4 protein-coding genes are annotated in these 19,190 nt (G+C 73.0%); all 4 read left to right on the top strand.

Going from position 1 to position 19,190, the window contains the following annotated elements; genetic code table 11:
- Nucleotide 1: 1 nt before the first annotated feature.
- The 4 genes from ABZ855_RS05370 to ABZ855_RS05355 all read left to right on the top strand — a co-directional run bounded on the left by ABZ855_RS05370 (nt 2) and on the right by ABZ855_RS05355 (nt 19,133).
- On the top strand, nt 2-16,480 hold the full coding sequence (locus ABZ855_RS05370) for an amino acid adenylation domain-containing protein (RefSeq protein WP_360801267.1): 16,479 nt from the start codon (nt 2-4) through the stop codon (nt 16,478-16,480).
- A gap of 75 nt (nt 16,481-16,555) precedes the next feature.
- Nucleotides 16,556-16,765 (top strand): MbtH family protein, encoded by a 210-nt coding sequence (locus tag ABZ855_RS05365; RefSeq protein WP_360801263.1) that lies wholly within the window; start codon nt 16,556-16,558, stop codon nt 16,763-16,765.
- Nucleotides 16,766-16,797: 32 nt separating this feature from the next.
- Complete coding sequence (locus ABZ855_RS05360) at nt 16,798-17,799, top strand: TauD/TfdA family dioxygenase (RefSeq protein ID WP_360801260.1); 1,002 nt, start codon at nt 16,798-16,800, stop codon at nt 17,797-17,799.
- Between the two features lie 65 nt (nt 17,800-17,864).
- Nucleotides 17,865-19,133: a diaminobutyrate--2-oxoglutarate transaminase gene (locus ABZ855_RS05355; RefSeq protein WP_360801257.1), complete on the top strand. Its 1,269-nt coding sequence runs from the start codon at nt 17,865-17,867 to the stop codon at nt 19,131-19,133.
- The last annotated feature ends 57 nt before the right edge of the window (nt 19,134-19,190 follow it).

Genomic DNA, 19,190 nt, shown 5'->3' with positions numbered 1-19,190 from the left:
GATGACCACTGCGATCACTGCGCTACCGCTCACGGCGGCCCAGCACGGGGTCTGGGTCGCCCAGCGCCTCGCCCCCGACAGCCCCATGTACACCTGCGGCATCTACTACGACGTCCCCGGACCCGTGGACCGAGCCCTGCTGGCCCGTGCCGTCGAGCAGGCCGTGTCCGAGACCGAGGCACTGCGGGTCCGCTTCCATGCGGACGGGGAGACGGGTCGGCAGACGGTCGACCCATCCGTAACGGGAGAACTGGACCACCTCGACCTGAGCGATGAGGCCGACCCGGCGGGCGCCGCCCGGGCCTGGATCGAGGCCGACCAGGCCCGCCCTGTCCCGGTCACGGGCGACCGGCTGTTCCGGCACACCCTGCTGCGGCTGAGCCATGACCGGCACTGGTTCCACTTCCGCTACCACCACATCCTCCTCGACGGGTACGGACAGGTCCTGCACTGCCGCCGCCTGCTGGAGGTCTACACGGCCCTCGCCGCCGGCGAGCAGCCGTCCGCGAGCGGTTTCGGCACGCTGAACGCGGTCCTCGCCGAAGAGAACGCATACCTCGGCTCCACCCGCCACGAGCGCGACGGCGCCTACTGGCAGCGGGAGTTCGCCGATCTGCCCGAGTCCACCGAACTGGGCTCCGGGTCCACGGGACTCGCGCCCAGCCTGCCCGGCGCGCGCCTGACGCTGCCCGAGGAGAGCGCCCTGCGGGTGCGCGGGATCACCGGATCCCGCTGGTCCCTGCCGGTGATCGCCGCCATGGCCGCCCACACCCACCGGGTCACCGGCGCCCACGACGTCCTCGTCCGCGTGTTCATGGCGGCCCGGCTCAGCCCGCACGCGCTGGCGACCCCGGCCATGCTCGTCAACGACGTCCCGCTGCGGATCCGCGTCGACGGTTCGACCACCTTCACCGAACTGCTCGACCGCGTCGCCGGCCGCCTGGCCGAGGCCACCCGCCACCAGCGCTACCCGCACGACGAACTCCGCCGAGACCTCGCCGCCACGGCCCACCCGGGCGCGTTGAACGGCCCGTCCCTCAACGTGCTCTCCTTCGCCGCCGCCCGGCTGCCCTTCGGGACCGTCCAGGCCGAGGCACACCAGCTGGCCTCAGGACCGGTACGCGACCTCGCCCTGCACGCGTACGGCGATCCCGGGGCAGGCGACGGCATCGAGCTCACCGTCAACGCCCACCCCGGCCGCTTCACCCCCGACACGGCCGCCGCCCACCGCGACCGCTACGCCCGCCTCCTCACCGCGGCCACCGAACACCCCGACCTGCCCATCGGCGCCCTCGACCTCCTCGACGACACGGAACGGGAGCGTTTCCACGCACACAACGCCACCACCCGCCCGGCCGACCCGCGCTCACTGGTGGAACTGTTCGAGGCCCAGGATCCGGCGGCCGAGGCCGTCGTCTGCGAGGGCGAGCGGCTCACCTACGGCGAGCTGAACAGCCGGGTGAACCGGCTCGCGCACGCCCTGCGCGGACGGGGTGTGGGACCGGAGTCACGGGTCGCGGTGCGGCTGCCCCGCTCGCCCGACCTGGTCGTCGCGCTGTGGGCGGTCCTCAAGACCGGTGCCGCGTACGTGCCCGTCGAGACCGGCTACCCGGCCGAGCGGATCGCCCATGTCCTCGCCGACGCCCGCGTGTCGTTCGTACTCGACGAGGAGCACATACGGGACCTCGGCGCGGCCGAGCCCGACACGAACCCCGGCGTCGTCCCGCGGGGGGACGGCGCCGCCTACGTCATCCACACCTCCGGTACCACCGGCCGCCCCAAGGGCACCGTCGTCACCCACGCCGGGATCACCAACATGCTCGCCTGGATGCAGGACGAGTACCGGCTCACCCCGGCGGACCGGGTCGTGCACAAGACGCCGGTCGGGTTCGACGTGTCGGTGTGGGAGGTCTTCTGGACCCTCTCCCGGGGCGCGACCCTCGTCGTCGCCCGCCCCGACGGCCACCGCGACCCGGCGTACCTCGCCCGTCTGGTGCGCGACGAACACGTCACCGTCATCCACTTCGTCCCGGCGATGCTCGGCCCGTTCCTCGACGAGTACGCGTACGTGCCCTCCGCGTCGTTGCGCATGGTCAGCTGCGGCGGCGAGGCACTGCCTGCCGGGCTCGCGGACCGTTTCCACCGAGAGTGCGCCGCGCGGCTGCACAACTCCTACGGGCCCACCGAGTTCTCGGTGACCGCCACCTCCCACGCCTGTGCGCCGGGCGAGCCCGTCACCATCGGCACGCCCACCCACAACTCCCGTGCCTATGTCCTCGATCCGGCCCTGCAACCCGTCCCGGACGGGGTCACCGGTGAGCTGTATCTCGCGGGCGTCCAGCTTGCCCGCGGCTACTTCGACCGCCCCGGCCCGACGGCCGAGCGGTTCGTCGCCGACCCGCACGGCCCGGCCGGCACCCGTATGTACCGCACCGGTGACCTGGTGCGCCGCCTGGCCGACGGGGACCTGCGGTTCGTCGGACGCGCGGACGACCAGATCAAGATCAACGGACAGCGCGTCGAACCCGCCGAGGTCGAAGCCGTACTGGCCTCGGTGCCCGGCGTCGAGCAGGCCGTGGTCCTCGTCCACGACTCCACCGCGGGCGCCCGGCAACTCGTCGGCTATGTGACCGGTACGCCCCGGACCGACCCGCGCGCCCATCTCGCGGACCGGTTGCCCGCGCACATGGTGCCGGTGAGCGTGTTCGTCCTGCCGTCGATCCCGGTGACCCCCAACGGCAAGGCCGACCGCCGCCTCCTGCCCGCCCCGGACGGGCGGGCCGGCGGCCGAGCGCCCGGGAACGCCACCGAACACACCCTGCGCGCCCTCGCCGCGGAGCTGCTCGGCCGCCCCGAACTGGGCGTGGACGACGACCTGTTCGCCCTCGGCGCGGACAGCATCCACGCCATCCAGCTCGTCGGCCGGGCCCACCGCCAGGACCTCCGCCTCACCCCCCAGGACGTCTTCGACCACCCGACCGTCGCCCGGCTCGCCCGCGTCGCCGTGACCTCCCCGGCGACCCCGCCCGTCGAGGACGACCCGGTCGGCGAACTCCCCGTGACACCGATGGCCCGGCGCCTCGCCGAACGCGGCGGCCCCACCGCCGGGTTCGCCCAGTCCGTCCTCCTCGCCCCGGAGCCCGGCCTGTCGTACGACAGACTGGCCGCCGCCCTCCAGCAGGTGCTCGACCGGCACGACGCCCTGCGTATGCGGGGCCGGCACATCCGGCCCGTGGGCGCCGTACGGGCCGGGGACTGCCTGACCCGCGCCGCGGACGAGGACGTGGCCGCGCACAAGGAGGCCGCCCGGCGGGCGTTGTCGCCGGAGGACGGCGCGATGGTCCGGGCCGTGTGGTTCGAGTCGGGCCAACTGCTGCTCGTCCTGCACCACCTGGTGGTGGACGGCGTCTCCTGGCGCATCCTGCTGAGCGACCTCGCCGCGGCCCTCGCCGGGGACGATCTCTCCCCGGCGGTGACCTCACTGCGGCACTGGGCCACCCACCTGCACGCTCCCGACGACGAACTCCCCCTGTGGACCGACCTGTTGTCCACCCCCGAGCCCGAGCCCGTACTCGGCGCCCGCCGCCTCGACCCCGCCCAGGACGTCCACGGCACCGCCCGTTCAATCACCGTCACCGTTCCGGCGGACCTCACCGGCACCCTGCTGACCACGCTGCCCCCCGCCTACCGGGCGACCCCGGACGACATCCTCCTCGCCGCACTCTCGGCGGCCGTACAGCGCCACCGGGGCGAAGGGCCCGTCCTGGTCGACCTGGAGGGCCACGGGCGCGACCACCTCCCCGACGGCATGGACCTGTCGACCACCGTCGGCTGGTTCACCCGCGTCCACCCGGTCCGTCTCGGCCCCGGCGCCGAGACCGGCCCCGCCCTGCTCAAGCGCACCAAGGAGGAACTGCGCGCCGTCCCCCACGGTGGCCGTGGCCACGACCTGCTCCGGGACCGCCTCACCGGTCTGCCCGCACCCCAGATCTCCTTCAACTACCTGGGCCGCCTCGACGCGACCGACCTCGGTGGAATGCACCTCGCCGAGGGCGCGACAGCCGTGGAACTCCTCGCCGACGACGGCCTCGCGCTCACCCACGCCCTCCAGATCGACGCCCACGTCCGCGACGGCGAGCTCACCGCCGAGTGGACCTACCCCTCGGGCGTCCTCACGGAGGCCGAGGTGCGCGCGATCGCCGGGGCATGGACCGAGGCCCTCGCCGAACTCGCCGCGCACACGCGAGGCGGACTGACCGTCTCCGACGTACCCCTCGTCCACATCACCCAGGACGAACTGGACCGGTTCCGCGACGCCGCCGACGTCCTGCCGCTCGCCCCGCTCCAGGAGGGCCTGCTCTTCCTCGCGCTGTACGAGCCCGACGACCCGTACGTGGGCCAGCTCGTCCTGGAGATCGACGGAGGCTTCGACCGCGAGCGGATGCGGGCCGCCGCCACCGCCCTGCTCCACCGCCACCCCAATCTGCGCGCGGCCTTCCGCAGCCGCTCGTCGGGCGCCCCCGTGCAGGTGGTCCCCAGCGAGGTCAAGGTGGTCTGGGAGGAGCGCGACGAGGACGATCCGGCCGAGTTCCTCGCCCGCGACCGGGCCCGCGGCTTCAGCGTCGTCCGTCCGCCGCTGCTGCGGTTCACCGCGCTCGGCGACCGCCTCGTGCTGACCCACCACCATCTGCTGCTGGACGGCTGGTCCCTGCCGCTGCTGGTGCGCGACCTGTTCGCCCTGTACCGCGGCACCGAACTGCCCCCGGCCGCCTCGTACCGCGACTATCTGGCCTGGCTCGGCGGGCAGGACCACGAGACCGCCGCCGAGGTGTGGCGCCGGCAGCTCGCGGGCCTTGCCGGACCCACCCTGCTCGCCCCCGCCGAGCGCACCTCCGACGCCCACGACATCCACGAGCTGGTCCTGCCCGAGGAGCTGACCGACGCCCTCTCGGCGACTGCCCGGGCGCACCGGCTCACCCTCAACACCGTCGTGCAGGGTCTGTGGGGTCTGTTGCTGAGCGCCTTCACCGGTCGTGACGACGTCGTGTTCGGCGCGACGGTCTCCGGGCGGCCACCCGAACTGTCCGGCGCGGAGTCGATGGTCGGACTGTTCGTCAACACGCTGCCGGTCCGCGTCCGCGTCGACCGCGAGGAGCCACTGGCCGCGCTGCTGGCCCGGCTCCAGCACGAGCAGCAGGCCCTCCAGGCCCATCAGCACGCCTCCCTCGCGGAGATCACCCGCGCGTCCGGCCTCGACGCCCTGTTCGACACCGTCGTCGCCTTCGAGAACTACCCGATGGGCGACGGCATCACCGGGGACGGCGGGCCGCGCCTCGTCCACGCCGAACTCGTCGAGCGCACCCACTACCCGGTCAGCCTGTCCGTCTTCCCCGGGGAACGGCTGCGGCTGAGGTTCTCGTACCTTGCCGGTGCCTTCGACGCGACGGCCGTCGCCCGGCTCGGTGATCGCCTGGCGGACGTGATGGGCCGCGCGGTGGCCGGACTCGACGTCCGAGCCGGTGAGTTGGCCGCGGTCGGCGAGGAGGACCGGCTGCTCGTCATGGGCCACCGCGCGACCGAGGCTCCCACGAGGACCGCCCCTGTCGTCGGCAGCGGGGAGCCCCGCTCGCCCGAGGAACGGACGCTGTGCGCCATCGTCGCCGACGTCCTGGGGGTTCAACGCATCGGTGTCGACGACGAGTTCTTCGCCCTCGGCGGCACCTCGATCCTGATGATCCGTCTGGTCCACCGCGTACGCGACGAGTTCGGGGTCGACCTGTCGCTGCGGGACCTCTTCGCGGGCCCCACCGTCGCGGGCGTCGCCGAACGCCTCAACCGTCTCGCCCCCCAGGCCAAGGGCATCACCGCCGAGGAACGGCCCGAGCGGATCCCGCTGTCGTTCGCCCAGGAACGCATGTGGTTCCTGCAGAGGCTCCAGGGCTCCTCCGGCACGTACAACATCCCCCTGCAGATCCGGCTCACCGGCGCCCTCGACACCGACGCCCTCAGCGGCGCGCTGGCCGACCTCGTCGCCCGCCACGAGGCGCTGCGTACCGTCTACCCGGAGGACGCGGACGGCCCGCACCAGGTCGTCCTGCCGCCCGAAACGCCGTACACCACCCAGGTCGTACGGGACGCCGCCCCCGACCTCGCCGCCGACGCCGGCCGGCCCTTCGACCTGACCCGCGACGTACCCCTGAGGACGACGCTGTACGAGACCGGGCCCGACACCCACATCCTGCTGCTGGTCGTGCACCACATCGCGGCGGACGGCGCCTCGCTGCGCCCGATGGCCGAGGACATCACGTCCGCCTACCGCGCCCGGACCGGCGGCGGCGACCCCGGTTTCCCCGAATTGGCCGTCCACTACCCGGACTTCGCGATCTGGCAGCGCGAAACACTCGCCGCCGACCTGCCGCGCCGGATCGACTACTGGAAGGAGCACCTCGACGGCGTCCCGCCCGAGGTCACCTTCCCCGGCGACCGGCCGCGCCCTGCGGTGGTCAGCCATCGCGGCGACCACGTGGAGTTCTCCGTCGAGCCGGAGCTCTACCGGCGGATGCTCGACCTCGCCGGCCGTACCCGCACCACCCCGTTCATGATCCTCCAGGCCGCCGTGTCGCTGCTGCTGACCCGGCTCGGCGCGGGCGAGGACATCCCCCTGGGCGGTGTGATCGCCGACCGGCCCGACTCGGTGCTCGACGACGTGGTGGGCGTCTTCATCAACACCCTCGTCTACCGCATGGACACCTCGGGCGACCCGAGCTTCGAGGAACTGCTCGTCCGCGTCCGTGAGACCGGCCTCGCCGCCTACGCCCACCAGGGCGTCCCCTTCGAACGCCTGGTGGAGGAGCTGAACCCGGAGCGCTCCCGCTCCCGGCACGCCTTCTTCCAGGTGATGCTGGCCTGGCTCGACCTCACCGAGGCCCGCTTCGACCTGCCCGGCATCACCGCCGAGCCGGGCGCGGTGACCAGCGGCACCGCCAAGTTCGATGTGCACTTCGACTGCCATGTCCACGATGACGGCGGGCTGCTGTGCCGCCTGGAGTACGCCACCGACCTGTACGACCGGCGGACGGCGCGAAGCTTCGCGGCCCGCTTCGTCCGGGTCCTGGAGGGCGTCACCGCCGACCCCGGCCGGCGGCTGTCGGAGGTGGACGTCCTCGGCGCCGACGACCGCGCCCTCGTCCTGCACGGCTGGAACGACACGGCCGTGGTGTTCGACGGCGAGGGTTCGGCGGTCGAGCTGCTGGAGGCGCACGCGCTGCGGGACCCGGACGCCGAGGCGATCCTCTTCGAGGGCGATCGGGTCACGTACGGCGAGTTCAACGCCCGGGTGAACCGGCTCGCACACGCCCTGCGCGCGCGGGGCGTCGGACCCGAGTCACGGGTCGCCGTGATGCTGCCGCGCTCGGTCGACCTGATGGTGGCCCTGTGGGCGGTGATCAAGGCGGGTGCCGCGTACGTGCCGATCGACACCGGCTACCCGGCCGACCGCATCGCGTACATCCTCGACGACTCCGGCGCCCGGCTGCTGATCTCCGACCGGGACGCGGACGGCTTCGAGCGCATCGCCCCCGACGCCGACGGGCCCGTGGAGAACCCCGGGGTGACGGCCCACGGCGACAACGCCGCGTACGTCATCTACACCTCGGGCTCCACCGGCCGGCCCAAGGGCACGGTCAACACGTACGCGGGCATGGCGAACCGGCTGTGGTGGATGCAGCGCGACCATCGACTCGCGATGGGCGAGCGGGTGTTGCAGTCCACCCCGGTCAGCTTCGACGTGTCCGTGTGGGAGGTCTTCTGGACGCTCATGTACGGCGGCACCCTCGTCGTGGCCCGGCCCGACGGCCACCGCGACCCGCTCCACCTGGAGCGGCTGATGAGCGAGGAGTCCGTCGGCGTCGTCCACCTCAGCGCGTCCATGCTCGGCGCCTACCTGGCCGAGACCCGGCTGCCGGACTCCGTGCGTCTGGTCGTCTCCGGAGACGAGGCCCTGCCCGCCGAACTGGTCCGCCGATTCCACGACGACTCCAGCGCCGTGCTGCTCAACGCCTATGGTCCGACCGAGGCCGCCGTCGACGTCACCGCCTGGGCCGCGCCGCCCGACACCGAGACCGTGCTGATCGGCGGTCCCATCGCCAACACCCGCGCGTACGTCCTCGACGCGACGCTGGCGCCGGTCGCCCCCGGCGTCCCCGGCGAGCTGTACGTCGAGGGCGTCCAGCTCGCCCGGGGCTACCTCGACCGGCCCGCCCTGACCGCCGAACGGTTCGTCGCGAGCCCCTACGGCCCGCCCGGATCCCGGATGTACCGCACGGGCGACGTGGCCCGCTGGACGGCGGACGGCGAGCTGGAGTACCTGGGCCGCGCCGACAACCAGGTCAAGCTGCGCGGCTTCCGGGTGGAACTCGGCGAGATCGAGGACGCGCTGGCCGACCACCCGGCCGTCGCCCAGGCCGCCGCGGCCGTCCACGGCCAGTGGCTCGTCGGCTACGTCGTCCCCGCCGACCCGAACCCCCGACCCGACTCCGACGACATCCGCGACCGGCTCGCCGCCCGGCTGCCCGAGTACATGGTCCCGGCCCAGATCGTCACCCTGACCGAGCTGCCGCTCACCCCGAACGGCAAGCTCGACCGGGGGGCCCTGCCGGTGCCCGACCTCGCCCACACCGGCGGGCGGGCACCGCGCACCCCGCAGGAGGAGATCCTGTGCGGGCTGTTCGCCGAGGTGCTCGGCGTGCCCGGGGTGACGATCGACGACGACTTCTTCTCGCTCGGCGGCCACTCCCTCCTGGTCACCCGGCTGGCCGGCCGCATCCGCGCCGCCCTCGACGTCGACCTCGAACTGTCGGTGCTGTTCGAGGCGACGACCGTCGCGAAGCTCGCGGCCCGGCTCGCCGGGAGCGGACCGCGCCGCACCGGCATGACGGCCCGGCCGCGCGAGGGGCGCCTGCCGCTGTCGTACGCCCAGGAGCGGCTGTGGTTCCTGCACCGCTTCGAGGGCCCGTCCCCGACGTACAACCTGCCCGTCGCGCTACGCCTCACGGGCGACCTCGACGTGGCCGCGCTCCGCGCCGCCCTGGACGACCTGGCGGCGCGGCACGAAGCCCTGCGCACGGTCTTCGCCGAGGACGGAGACGGGGCCCGCCAGGTGATACTGCCGTCGGTGCCGCCGCTGAGTGTCGTGGGCGTCGACGAGGAGGGTCTCGCCGCCCGACTCACCGAGGCCGTCCGCACCCCGTTCGACCTCACCGCCCAACCCCCGTTGCGGGCCACCCTCTTCGACCTGGGCGCGAGCGAACACGTCCTGCTCCTCGTCCTGCACCACATCGCCGGCGACGGCGCCTCCATGGCCCCGCTCGCCCGCGACCTCGCCACCGCCTACGCCGCCCGGACCCGGGGCGAGGCACCCGGGTGGGCCCGACTGCCCGTCCAGTACGCCGACTTCGCGGTGTGGCAGCGGCAGACCCTGGGGGAGTCCGACGACCCGGACAGCGTCCTGTCCCGGCAGCTCGACCACTGGCGGGGCGTACTCGCCGGGTTGCCCGAGCAGCTGGAGCTGCCCTTCGACCGGCCCCGGCCCGCCGTCCCCACCCATCGCGGCGACACGGTGCCCTTCGCCGTGGGACCCGAGGTCCACGAGGCCCTGGTGCGGCTCGCCCGCGCGCACCACACGACCGTCTTCATGGTCGTGCACGCCGCCCTGGCCACCCTGCTGCACCGGCTGGGCGCCGGCGACGACATCGTCATCGGCTCGCCCGTCGCGGGCCGCACGGACGACGCCCTCGCACCTCTGGTCGGCTACTTCGCCAACAACCTCGTCCTGCGCACCGACCTCACCGGCGACCCCGACTTCACCGAGGTGCTGCGCCGGGTGCGGGCCGCCGACCTGGCTGCCTACGCCCACCAGGACGTGCCCTTCGAGCGGGTCGTGGAAGCGGTCAACCCGGTGCGCTCCACCGCCCGGCACCCTCTGTTCCAGACCGGCCTGAACTTCAACGACGCCGACCAGCAGACGGCCCTGGACCTCGCCGTCGAGCTGCCCGGACTGTCGGCACGTGTGCGGCCGGTCGCCTCGCCGGCCGCCAAGTTCGACCTGTCGTTCTTCCTCACCGAGCGGCCCGAGGGCGGGGTGAGCGGGCTCCTCGAGTTCGCCACCGACCTGTTCGACCGCGAGTCGGCCGCCCGGATCGCGGAGCGCTTCACCCGACTGCTGACCGACGTCATCGCCGAACCCGGCCGTCCGGTAAGGGAGTTCGACGTCGTGACCGAGGACGAGCGGAGCCTGCTGCTCGCCGACTGGAACGACACCGACCACGCGGTGCCGGCGCTGACCCTCACCGACCTGATCGAGGCCCAGGTGGCCGAAACCCCGGACGCCCCCGCCGTCGTCTTCGGCGCGAGCGAGCTGACGTACGCCGAACTCGACGCCCGGGCCGACCGGTTGGGCCGGCACCTGGTCGGCCTGGGCGCGGGTCCGGAGCGGTATGTCGCCGTGCTGATGCCGGTCTGCGAGGACATCCCGGTGACCCTGCTGGCCGCCCTGAAGACAGGGGCCGGCTATCTGCCGCTGGATCCCGCGCACCCGGCCGAGCGGCTCGCCTTCATGCTGGCCGACATCGCACCGGTCGCGGTCGTCACCACGGCCGAACTGGCCGATCGCATACGTTCATTGACTGAGGCCCCGGTCGTCCTGACGGACGATCCCACGATCGCCCGACAGCAGGCCGCCCCCCTCACCGGAGTGGTCCGTCGGCCCGAGCACGCCGCGTTCGTCATCTTCACCTCGGGCTCCACCGGGCGCCCCAAGGCGGTCGTCGTCGAACACCGCTCACTCGTCGCCTACCTGGTCTGGGCGACGTCCGAGTACACCGCCCTGCGCCGCCGCGTCCTGGTGCACTCACCCGTCTCCTTCGACCTCACCGCCACCGGTATGTTCGGCCCGCTGATCTGCGGCGGCACCGTGGAACTGGTCCGCTGGACGTCGAGCGGCCCCGACCCGGACGCCCACGTCCCCCGGCCCGACTTCGTCAAAGCCACCCCCAGCCATCTGCACCTGCTCGGCGCGGTGCCCGAGGAGTACTCGCCCGCGGACCAACTCGTCCTCGGCGGCGAGTCGTTGCTCGGCGACGTACTGGACGCCTGGCGCGACCGCCACCCCGGGGTCACCGTCCTCAACGAGTACGGCCCCACCGAGACCACCATCGGCTGCAGCCTGTTCCGCATCGAACCCGGCGCCCCCGTGCCGTCCGGCGTCATCACCATCGGCACGCCCGCCTGGAACACCCGGATGTACGTGCTGGACGCCCTGCTGCGCCCGGCGCCCACCGGCACCCCGGGCGAGCTGTACGTCGCGGGCGACCTCGTCACCCGCGGCTACCACGGCCGCCCCGGACTGACCGCCGGACGCTTCGTCGCCAACCCGTACGGCCCGCCCGGAACCCGGATGTACCGCACCGGTGACCTGGCCCGCTGGACGGCCGCCGGACTGCTCGAATTCGTCAGCCGGGTCGACGACCAGGTCAAGATCCGCGGCTTCCGCGTCGAACTCGGCGAGGTGGAGGCCGTTCTGACCGCCCGGCCCGGCATCGACGCCGCCGCCGTCGTGGTCCGCGAGGACACCCCGGGCGACAGGCGCCTCGTCGCCTACGTCATACCGGAGACGGGCCGTCCGGCGGATCCGGCGGGCCTGCGCGCCGCCGCCGCACAGGCGCTGCCCGACTACATGGTCCCCGCCGCTTTCGTCGTACTGGAGACCCTGCCGCTGACCGCCAACGGCAAGATCGCCCGCAGGGCGCTGCCGGCCCCCGATCTCCAGCCCGAGGGATCCGGCCGACCGCCTGCCGCAGGCATGGAGCGGCGCGTGGCGGACGTCTTCGCGGCCGTCCTCGGCGTACCGGACGTCGGCGCCGACGACGACTTCTTCCGTCTGGGCGGCCACTCCCTGCTCGTCGCACGGCTGGTCAACCGCGTCCGGGCCGGCCTCGGCGCCGAGTTGTCCATCCGGGACGTCTTCGAGCACGCGACCGTCGCCGGACTCGCCGAACTGCTCTCGGGCCGGCCGACGACGACCACCAGGCCTCCGCTGGTCCGCCGGGAACGGCCCGCCCGGGTGCCCCTGTCGGCGGCGCAACGCCGGATGTGGTTCCTCGACCGGCTCGACGGCCAGGCACGGACGTACACCGTCCCCGTTGTGCTCCGGATGACCGGCGACCTCGACCGGGACGCCCTGCGGGACGCCTTCGGCGACCTGGTCCGACGGCACGAGGTGCTGCGCACGGTGATCGCCGAGGGCCCGGAGGGTCCGCACCAGGTCGTCACCGACACGGAACCGCACTTCTCGATCCGGCCGTCCGACCCGGCCGATTTCGACGCGGGGATCGCGGAGGCCTCCCGGACGCCGTTCTCCCTGGACCGCCAACTGCCCATCCGCGCCGTGCTGTTCACCGACGGCGACCGCGAACACGCCCTCCTGCTGCACCTGCACCACATCGCGGGCGACGGCGCCTCCATGCGGCCCCTCGCCGAGGATCTCTCCACGGCCTACGCCGCCCGCCGCGCCGGCCGCACCCCCGACTGGGCCGAACTGCCAGTCCAGTACGCCGACTACGCGCTGTGGGAGCGCGAACTGCCGTACGACCGGGTCGACTTCTGGATGCGGGAGCTGGCCGGGATCCCCGACCAGGTCGAGCTGCCCACCGACCGGCCCCGGCCCGCCGTCGCGTCCCAGCGCGGTGGCACGGTGCCCTTCACGGTGCCGGCCGCACTGCGCGACCGCATCGAGGACCTCGGCCGGGAACGCGGCGCCAGCGCCTTCATGGTGGTGCACGCCACCCTCGTCACCCTGCTGAACAGGCTGGGCGCGGGTGACGACATCGTGATCGGAACGCCGGTCGAGGGCCGCCCGGACACCGCGCTCGAGGACCTCGTCGGATTGTTCGCCAACACACTGGTGCTGCGTGCCGACACCTCCGGCGACCCCACGTTCGAGGAACTCCTCGACCGGGTGCGGGCGGCGGACGTGGCGGCGTACGACCACGACGACCTGCCGTTCGAGCAGCTGGTCGAGGTGCTCAACCCGGCACGCTCACGCTCCCGGCACCCGCTGTTCCAGGTCATGTTGACGGTCAACCAGCAACCGATCCCGCCCGTGCTGACCGGACTTGAGGTGACCGTCGGGGACGTGGAAGGCGACCGTGCCAAGTTCGACCTGTCACTGATGCTCGTGGAGAGCCCCGAGGGCGGCTGGTCCGGATCGGTCGAGTACGCCTCCGACCTGTTCGACCGAGCCACCGCCGAGAGCGTCGCGGCCCACTGTCTCCGCCTGCTCCAGGAGGTGACCGCCGACCCGTCCCGCCCCCTGCACGCACTGCCCCTGCTCACCCCCGCCGAACGCGCGGACCTGCTCGCCGGGCGGGGCGGCACCGCCCGGCCGCTGCCCCAGGCGTCGCTGCCGGAGATGTTCGAGGCACAAGTGGCACGCACCCCGCACGCCGTGGCCGTCGTCGGGGCCGGCACAGAACTCCCGGGCGGTACAGGGCGCTCGGACAGCACCGCGCTGACGTACGACGAGGTGAACCGCCGTGCGAACCGGCTCGCCCGGCATCTCGCCTCGCTCGGGGCCGGGCCGGAGACCGTCGTCGCCGTGGTGCTGCCGCGCCGCCCGGACGTGGTCGTGGCCCTGCTCGCGGTCCTGAAGACCGGGGCCGCCTACCTGCCGATCGACCCGGCCGACCCCCGCGCGCGGATCGACGCGCTCGTCGACGACGCGGGCGCCACGATCGTCCTCGACGAGGCCGCCCTCGCCGCGGCACCCGACACCTGCGCGGACGACGACCTCGCCGTCCGGATCCACCCCCACCAGGCCGCCTACCTGATCTACACCTCCGGATCGACCGGCCGCCCCAAGGGAGTGGTCGTCGGACACGGTTCGCTCGCCGGCTACGTGAGCGAGGCCGCGGCGATGTACCCCGCCGCGTCCGGTGAGTCCCTGGTCCACACCTCCCTCGCCTTCGACATGCCGGTGACCACGCTGTTCACCCCGCTGATCACAGGCGGCCGGGTGCGGTTCGGGGAACTGGACGAGCACACACCCACCCCCGACCTGCTCAAGGTCACCCCGAGCCACCTGCGACTGCTGGAGTCCCTGCCCGAGCGCGTCAGCGACGCCCGGAACCTGGTCATCGGCGGCGAGGCCCTCGACGGCACCGCTCTGCGGGCGTGGCGCGAGCGGCACCCCAAGGCGGTGGTGACCAACGAGTACGGCCCGACCGAGGCGACCGTCGGCTGTGTCGTCCACCGGCTCGAACCGGGCGACGACCTCGCGGCGGGTCCGGTGCCCATCGGCCGCCCAGTCGGGGGCGCGCGCGTGTATGTACTCGACGACCGGCTCCAGCCCGTCCCCGACGGTGTGTGGGGCGAGCTGTACCTCGCCGGCGCCGGCCTCGCCCGCGGTTACGCCGGGCGGCCCGGCCAGAGTGCCGAGCGGTTCGTCGCGGACCCGTACGGCCCGCCCGGCGCCCGGATGTACCGGGTGGGCGACCGGGCCCGCTGGAACCGGGCAGGGGTGCTGGAGTACGCCGGACGCGTCGACGACCAGGTCAAGATCCGGGGCTACCGGATCGAGCCGGGCGAGATCGAGTCCGCTCTGACGGCACTGGAGGAAATAGCCCAAGCCGCAGTCATAGCCCGAGAGGACCGCCCGGGCGACCAACGCCTGGTCGCCTACGTGGTGCCCCTTGAAACCCCGGGGCAAGCAGCGCCCCCCAAGGGGCGCGGGGAACTGCGCGACCAGCCCCCACTCACCCGCAGCGAACAACCGACCCATTCAACGCCCCACACCCCCCTCGACCCCGACGACCTACGAACCAGGCTCGCCGCGACTCTCCCCGCCCACCTCATCCCCTCCACCGTCATCGAGATCGCCGAAATCCCACTGAACCCCAACGGCAAACTCGACCGCAGGTCGCTGCCGGCCCCGCCGGACGTCGCCGCCGGCACCGGCCGGGCACCGCGTACCCCGGTAGAGGCCCAGCTGTGCACCCTGTTCGCCGAGGCACTGAACGTGCCCGAGGTCTCCGCCGACGACGACTTCTTCGCGCTGGGCGGTCACTCCCTGCTCGCCACCCGGCTGGCCGGCCGGATCAGTGAGAGCCTGGCGGTCCGGTTCAGCCTGTCGGCGCTTCTCGAAGCCCCCACCCCTGCCGGACTGGCCCGCCACCTCACGGAGGGCGGCCCGCACCCCGCGTCCTGGGTGCCGGACTCGGAAGCCGAGCTGGACCCCGACCTGCGCTTCACCTCCGGCACATCCCCCGCCGGCCCAACCGACGAACCGCGGTCCGGCCCCGACTCCGTAGGTCCACGAGAGATCCTGCTGACCGGGGCCACCGGCTTCGTCGGAGCCTTCCTCCTGGCCGAACTGCTGCACCGGACATCCGCGCGCGTGCACTGCCTCGTCCGCGCCCGGACCGACGCCGAGGCGATGGACCGGCTGACCGGACTCATGCGGCGCTACGGCATCGACCTCGGGCCGACCCCGTACGAGACACGGCTGCGGGTCGTCCGGGGGGACCTGGCGGCGGTGGACCTCGCCCTCGACCCCTCCGACTGGGCGGGGCTGCGCGAGCGGGTCGACACGATCGTGCACAGCGGCGCCCACGTCCATCACCTCTCGCCGTACGACCGGCTGAAACCCGCGAACGTGGAGGGCACCCGAACCCTGCTGCGCCTGGCCGCCGAAGGACGGCCGAAGGCGTTCCACCACCTCTCCACCCTCGGTGTGTTCGGGCTCGGCCAGAACTCCCGGCTGGTCGGGGAGGACTCACCGATCGACGGTGAGAAACACCCCTTCGGGAACGGGTACGCGGCGAGCAAATGGGTCGCGGACCGGCTGGTGGAGCGTGCTTTCGAGCGGGGGGCCACCGGAGGCATCCATCGGCTCGGCCGTATCTGGGCGCACACCTCGACCGGCGCCGTCAGTACCGACGACATGTTCTCCCGGCTGCTCACCAGCTGCGCCGCGCTCGGCTGCCATCCCACCGGGCCGGATCTGGAGGAAGAGCTGCTCCCTGTCGACGTCCTGGCCCGCGCCGTCGTGGAGCTGATCCTGACCGGGACCGGCACCGCCCGCGTGCACCACCTTCACCACCCGCGCAAGGTCTCAGCCGGTGCCTTCATGAACGGTTACGACCGGCTGCGCGGGACGGTCTCCGAAGCGGTCCCGCTCACCGAGTGGCTGCGCCGTCTGCGGCGCGCGAGCGAACAGGGACAGGAGCTGGAGCTGGAGCTGGAGCTGCCGATCCTGCCCTACCAGGCGCATCTCGAGGAACACGCGAGGAGGGCACCTGACCCGCGGCGGCCGACCCTGGAGTTCGACAACGGCAGGACGCTGCGGCGCCTCAGGGACCTGGCGGTCGCGATCCCGGACATCGACGAGGCCGCCATCTCCCGCTACTGGGACTTCGTCGAACAGTGAGGCGAGTCATTCGCCCCACCACCCGCACCGGGAGGCGAAGCGCCTCCCGGCTCCCGAAAGGAACACCGACCCGTCATGACCAACCCCTTCGAGAACCCCGACGGCACCTACCTGGTCCTGGCCAACGACGAGGGCCAGCACTCGCTGTGGCCCGACTTCAGCCCCGTGCCCGCCGGCTGGACCACCGTCTTCGGCCCGGACAGCCGCACCGCCTGCCTGGAGTACGTCGAACGCGAGTGGACCGACCTGCGCCCCCAGAGCCTCGTCCGGGCCATGGGCGAGTGACGCGAACGCAGCGGACGAAGGGGAACACGCACGTGAGCAGCGTCGACATGACGCGGGCACCGCACGCCCCGGCGAGCGCCGACGGCACGGTGCGGTACGACGCCCGCACCCTGGCCCGGCTCGGCCAGGTGGCGGCGGAACTGCTGGACCAGGCGGGCGACCGGGTCGACGACCCGGCATGGGTGGCCCTCGCCCGGCACGCCTGGGAGGACGTCCCCGCCGAAATACGCCGCACCGTAAGGGAGTTCCGCAGACATTCGGGCCCCGACGGCGCCCTCGTCCTGCGGCGGCTGCCCATCGGTGCCGCGCGCCTGGCGCCGACCCCGATGGTGCAGGGCTCGGTCCAGCACGGCCCGTCCCTGTCCGCGGCGACGCTGCTGCTGTTCGCGGCCGGGCTCGGCGAGCCGGCCGCGTTCGCGGCGGAGAAGTCCGGCGCCCTAGTCCAGGACGTCGTGCCGGTGCCGGGTCAGGAGACGGTCCAGGGCAACGTCGGCTCGGTCGAACTCACCTTCCACACCGAAAACGCCTTCCACCCCCATCGCCCCGACCACGTCATGCTGCTGTGCCTGCGCCCCGACCACGAGGGCAAGGCCGAACTGCGCACCAGCTGCGCCCGACGCGTCCTGCCGCTGCTGACACCCGGCTCCCGGGAGGCGCTCGGCAGGCCCGAGTACGTCACCGAGGCACCGCCGTCCTTCGGCCGGGCCGGCGAGGGCACCGCGCACGCCGTGCTCACCGGCGACCCGTACGACCCCGACTGGTGCTTCGACGAGGCGGCCACCAAGGCGGTGACCCCCGAGGGCCGGGCCGCCCTCGCCGAACTGGCCGAGGTGGCGCACCACACGTACACCGGGGTGCTGCTGCGTCCCGGCGATCTCGCCGTCGTCGACAACCGGATCACCCTGCACGGCCGTTCGGCGTTCACCCCGCGCTACGACGGCCAAGACCGCTGGCTCCAGCGGACCTTCGCCTTCAGCGACCTGCGCCGTTCCCGGGACCACCGTCCCGGTGACGGGACGGTGCTGGTCAAGTGACCCCTCAAGTGACGTGGGCCCGCGACGCGTTACGAGAACCGTCGACACGAAAGGTACGTGCTGACATGGCCGAGACCGACCGGACGCCCCTCGCGCTGTTCGAACGTCACGAGTCGAACGTACGCAGCTACTGCCGAGACTTTCCGGTGGTCTTCGAACGAGCCGCCGGACACCATCTGTGGGACACCTCGGGGCGCCGCTATGTGGACCTGCTGTGCGGGGCCGGCTCGCTCAACTACGGCCACAACCCGCCCGAGATCGTCGAACGGGTGACGGCCTACCTCACGGCCGGCGGCCCGGTGCAGTCCCTCGACCTGCACACCACCGCCAAGGCCGACTTCCTGGCGCGGTTCACCCGTATCGTCCTTCGGCCGCGCGGCCTCGGCGACCATGTCGTCCAGTTCCCCGGACCGGCCGGAACGCTCGCCGTCGAGGCGGCGCTGAAGCTGGCCCGCAAGGTCACCGGGCGTACCGAGGTGATCGCCTTCAAAGGAGGCTTCCACGGCGCGTCCCTCGGCGCCCTCGCCGCCACGACCTCCCCGCTGCTGCGCGGCGCGGCGGGCGTACCACTGACGGACGTCACGATCCTGCCGTACGGAGACGCGGCCGAGCCCGATCCGTTCGCCTCCCTGGAACACGCCCTCGGGCCGCGCGCGGCGACACCTCCGCCCGCCGCGGTCCTGCTGGAGACGGTCCAGGGCGAGGGCGGACTGCACGCCGCTCCCCGCGCGTGGCTGGCCCGGATCCGTGAACTCGCCGACGCCAGCGGCACGTTGGTCATCGTGGACGACATCCAGGCGGGCTGCGGACGTACCGGAACCTTCTTCAGCTTCGAGGACACCCCCGAACTCCGCCCCGACCTGGTCTGCCTGTCGAAGTCCCTCAGCGCAATGGGGCTGCCGATGGCAGCGCTGTTGATCCGGCGCGAGATCGACCAGTGGGCCCCCGGCGAGCACAACGGCACGTTCCGTGGCCACAACCTGGCCTTCGTGGCGGGCTCCGCGGCACTCGACTACTGGACCGACCCGCACTTCACCGACCACGCCGCCGAACTGAGCGCCGCGATCCGTACCACCCTCGCGAGCATCACGGACGCACTCCCGGCGGGTGCCGCCGAAGTGGTCGGCAAGGGAGCGATGGCCGGACTGAGATTCCCCGCTTCCGGGACGGCCGAGCGGATAAGGGATGCGTTGTTCCGCGCCGGTGTCGTCGCCGAGACCTCGGGGGCGGGGCACGTCCTGAAGCTCCTGCCGCCCCTGACGATCTCCCTCACCGAATGGAAGGAAGTGGCGGGCACCCTGGGCGACACCGTCCAGGAACTCGCCACGGCGTAGTCCCTCATGCGCTGACAGGCATCCGTCCGGCGCCCGCAGGGCCGCCACCACGACCTG

Source organism: Streptomyces sp. NPDC047042 (assembly GCF_040644035.1).
In the GTDB taxonomy this organism is placed as follows: domain Bacteria; phylum Actinomycetota; class Actinomycetes; order Streptomycetales; family Streptomycetaceae; genus Streptomyces.
Note: the sequence above shows the minus strand (reverse complement) of the source record. Positions and strands in the feature narration are given on the sequence as shown.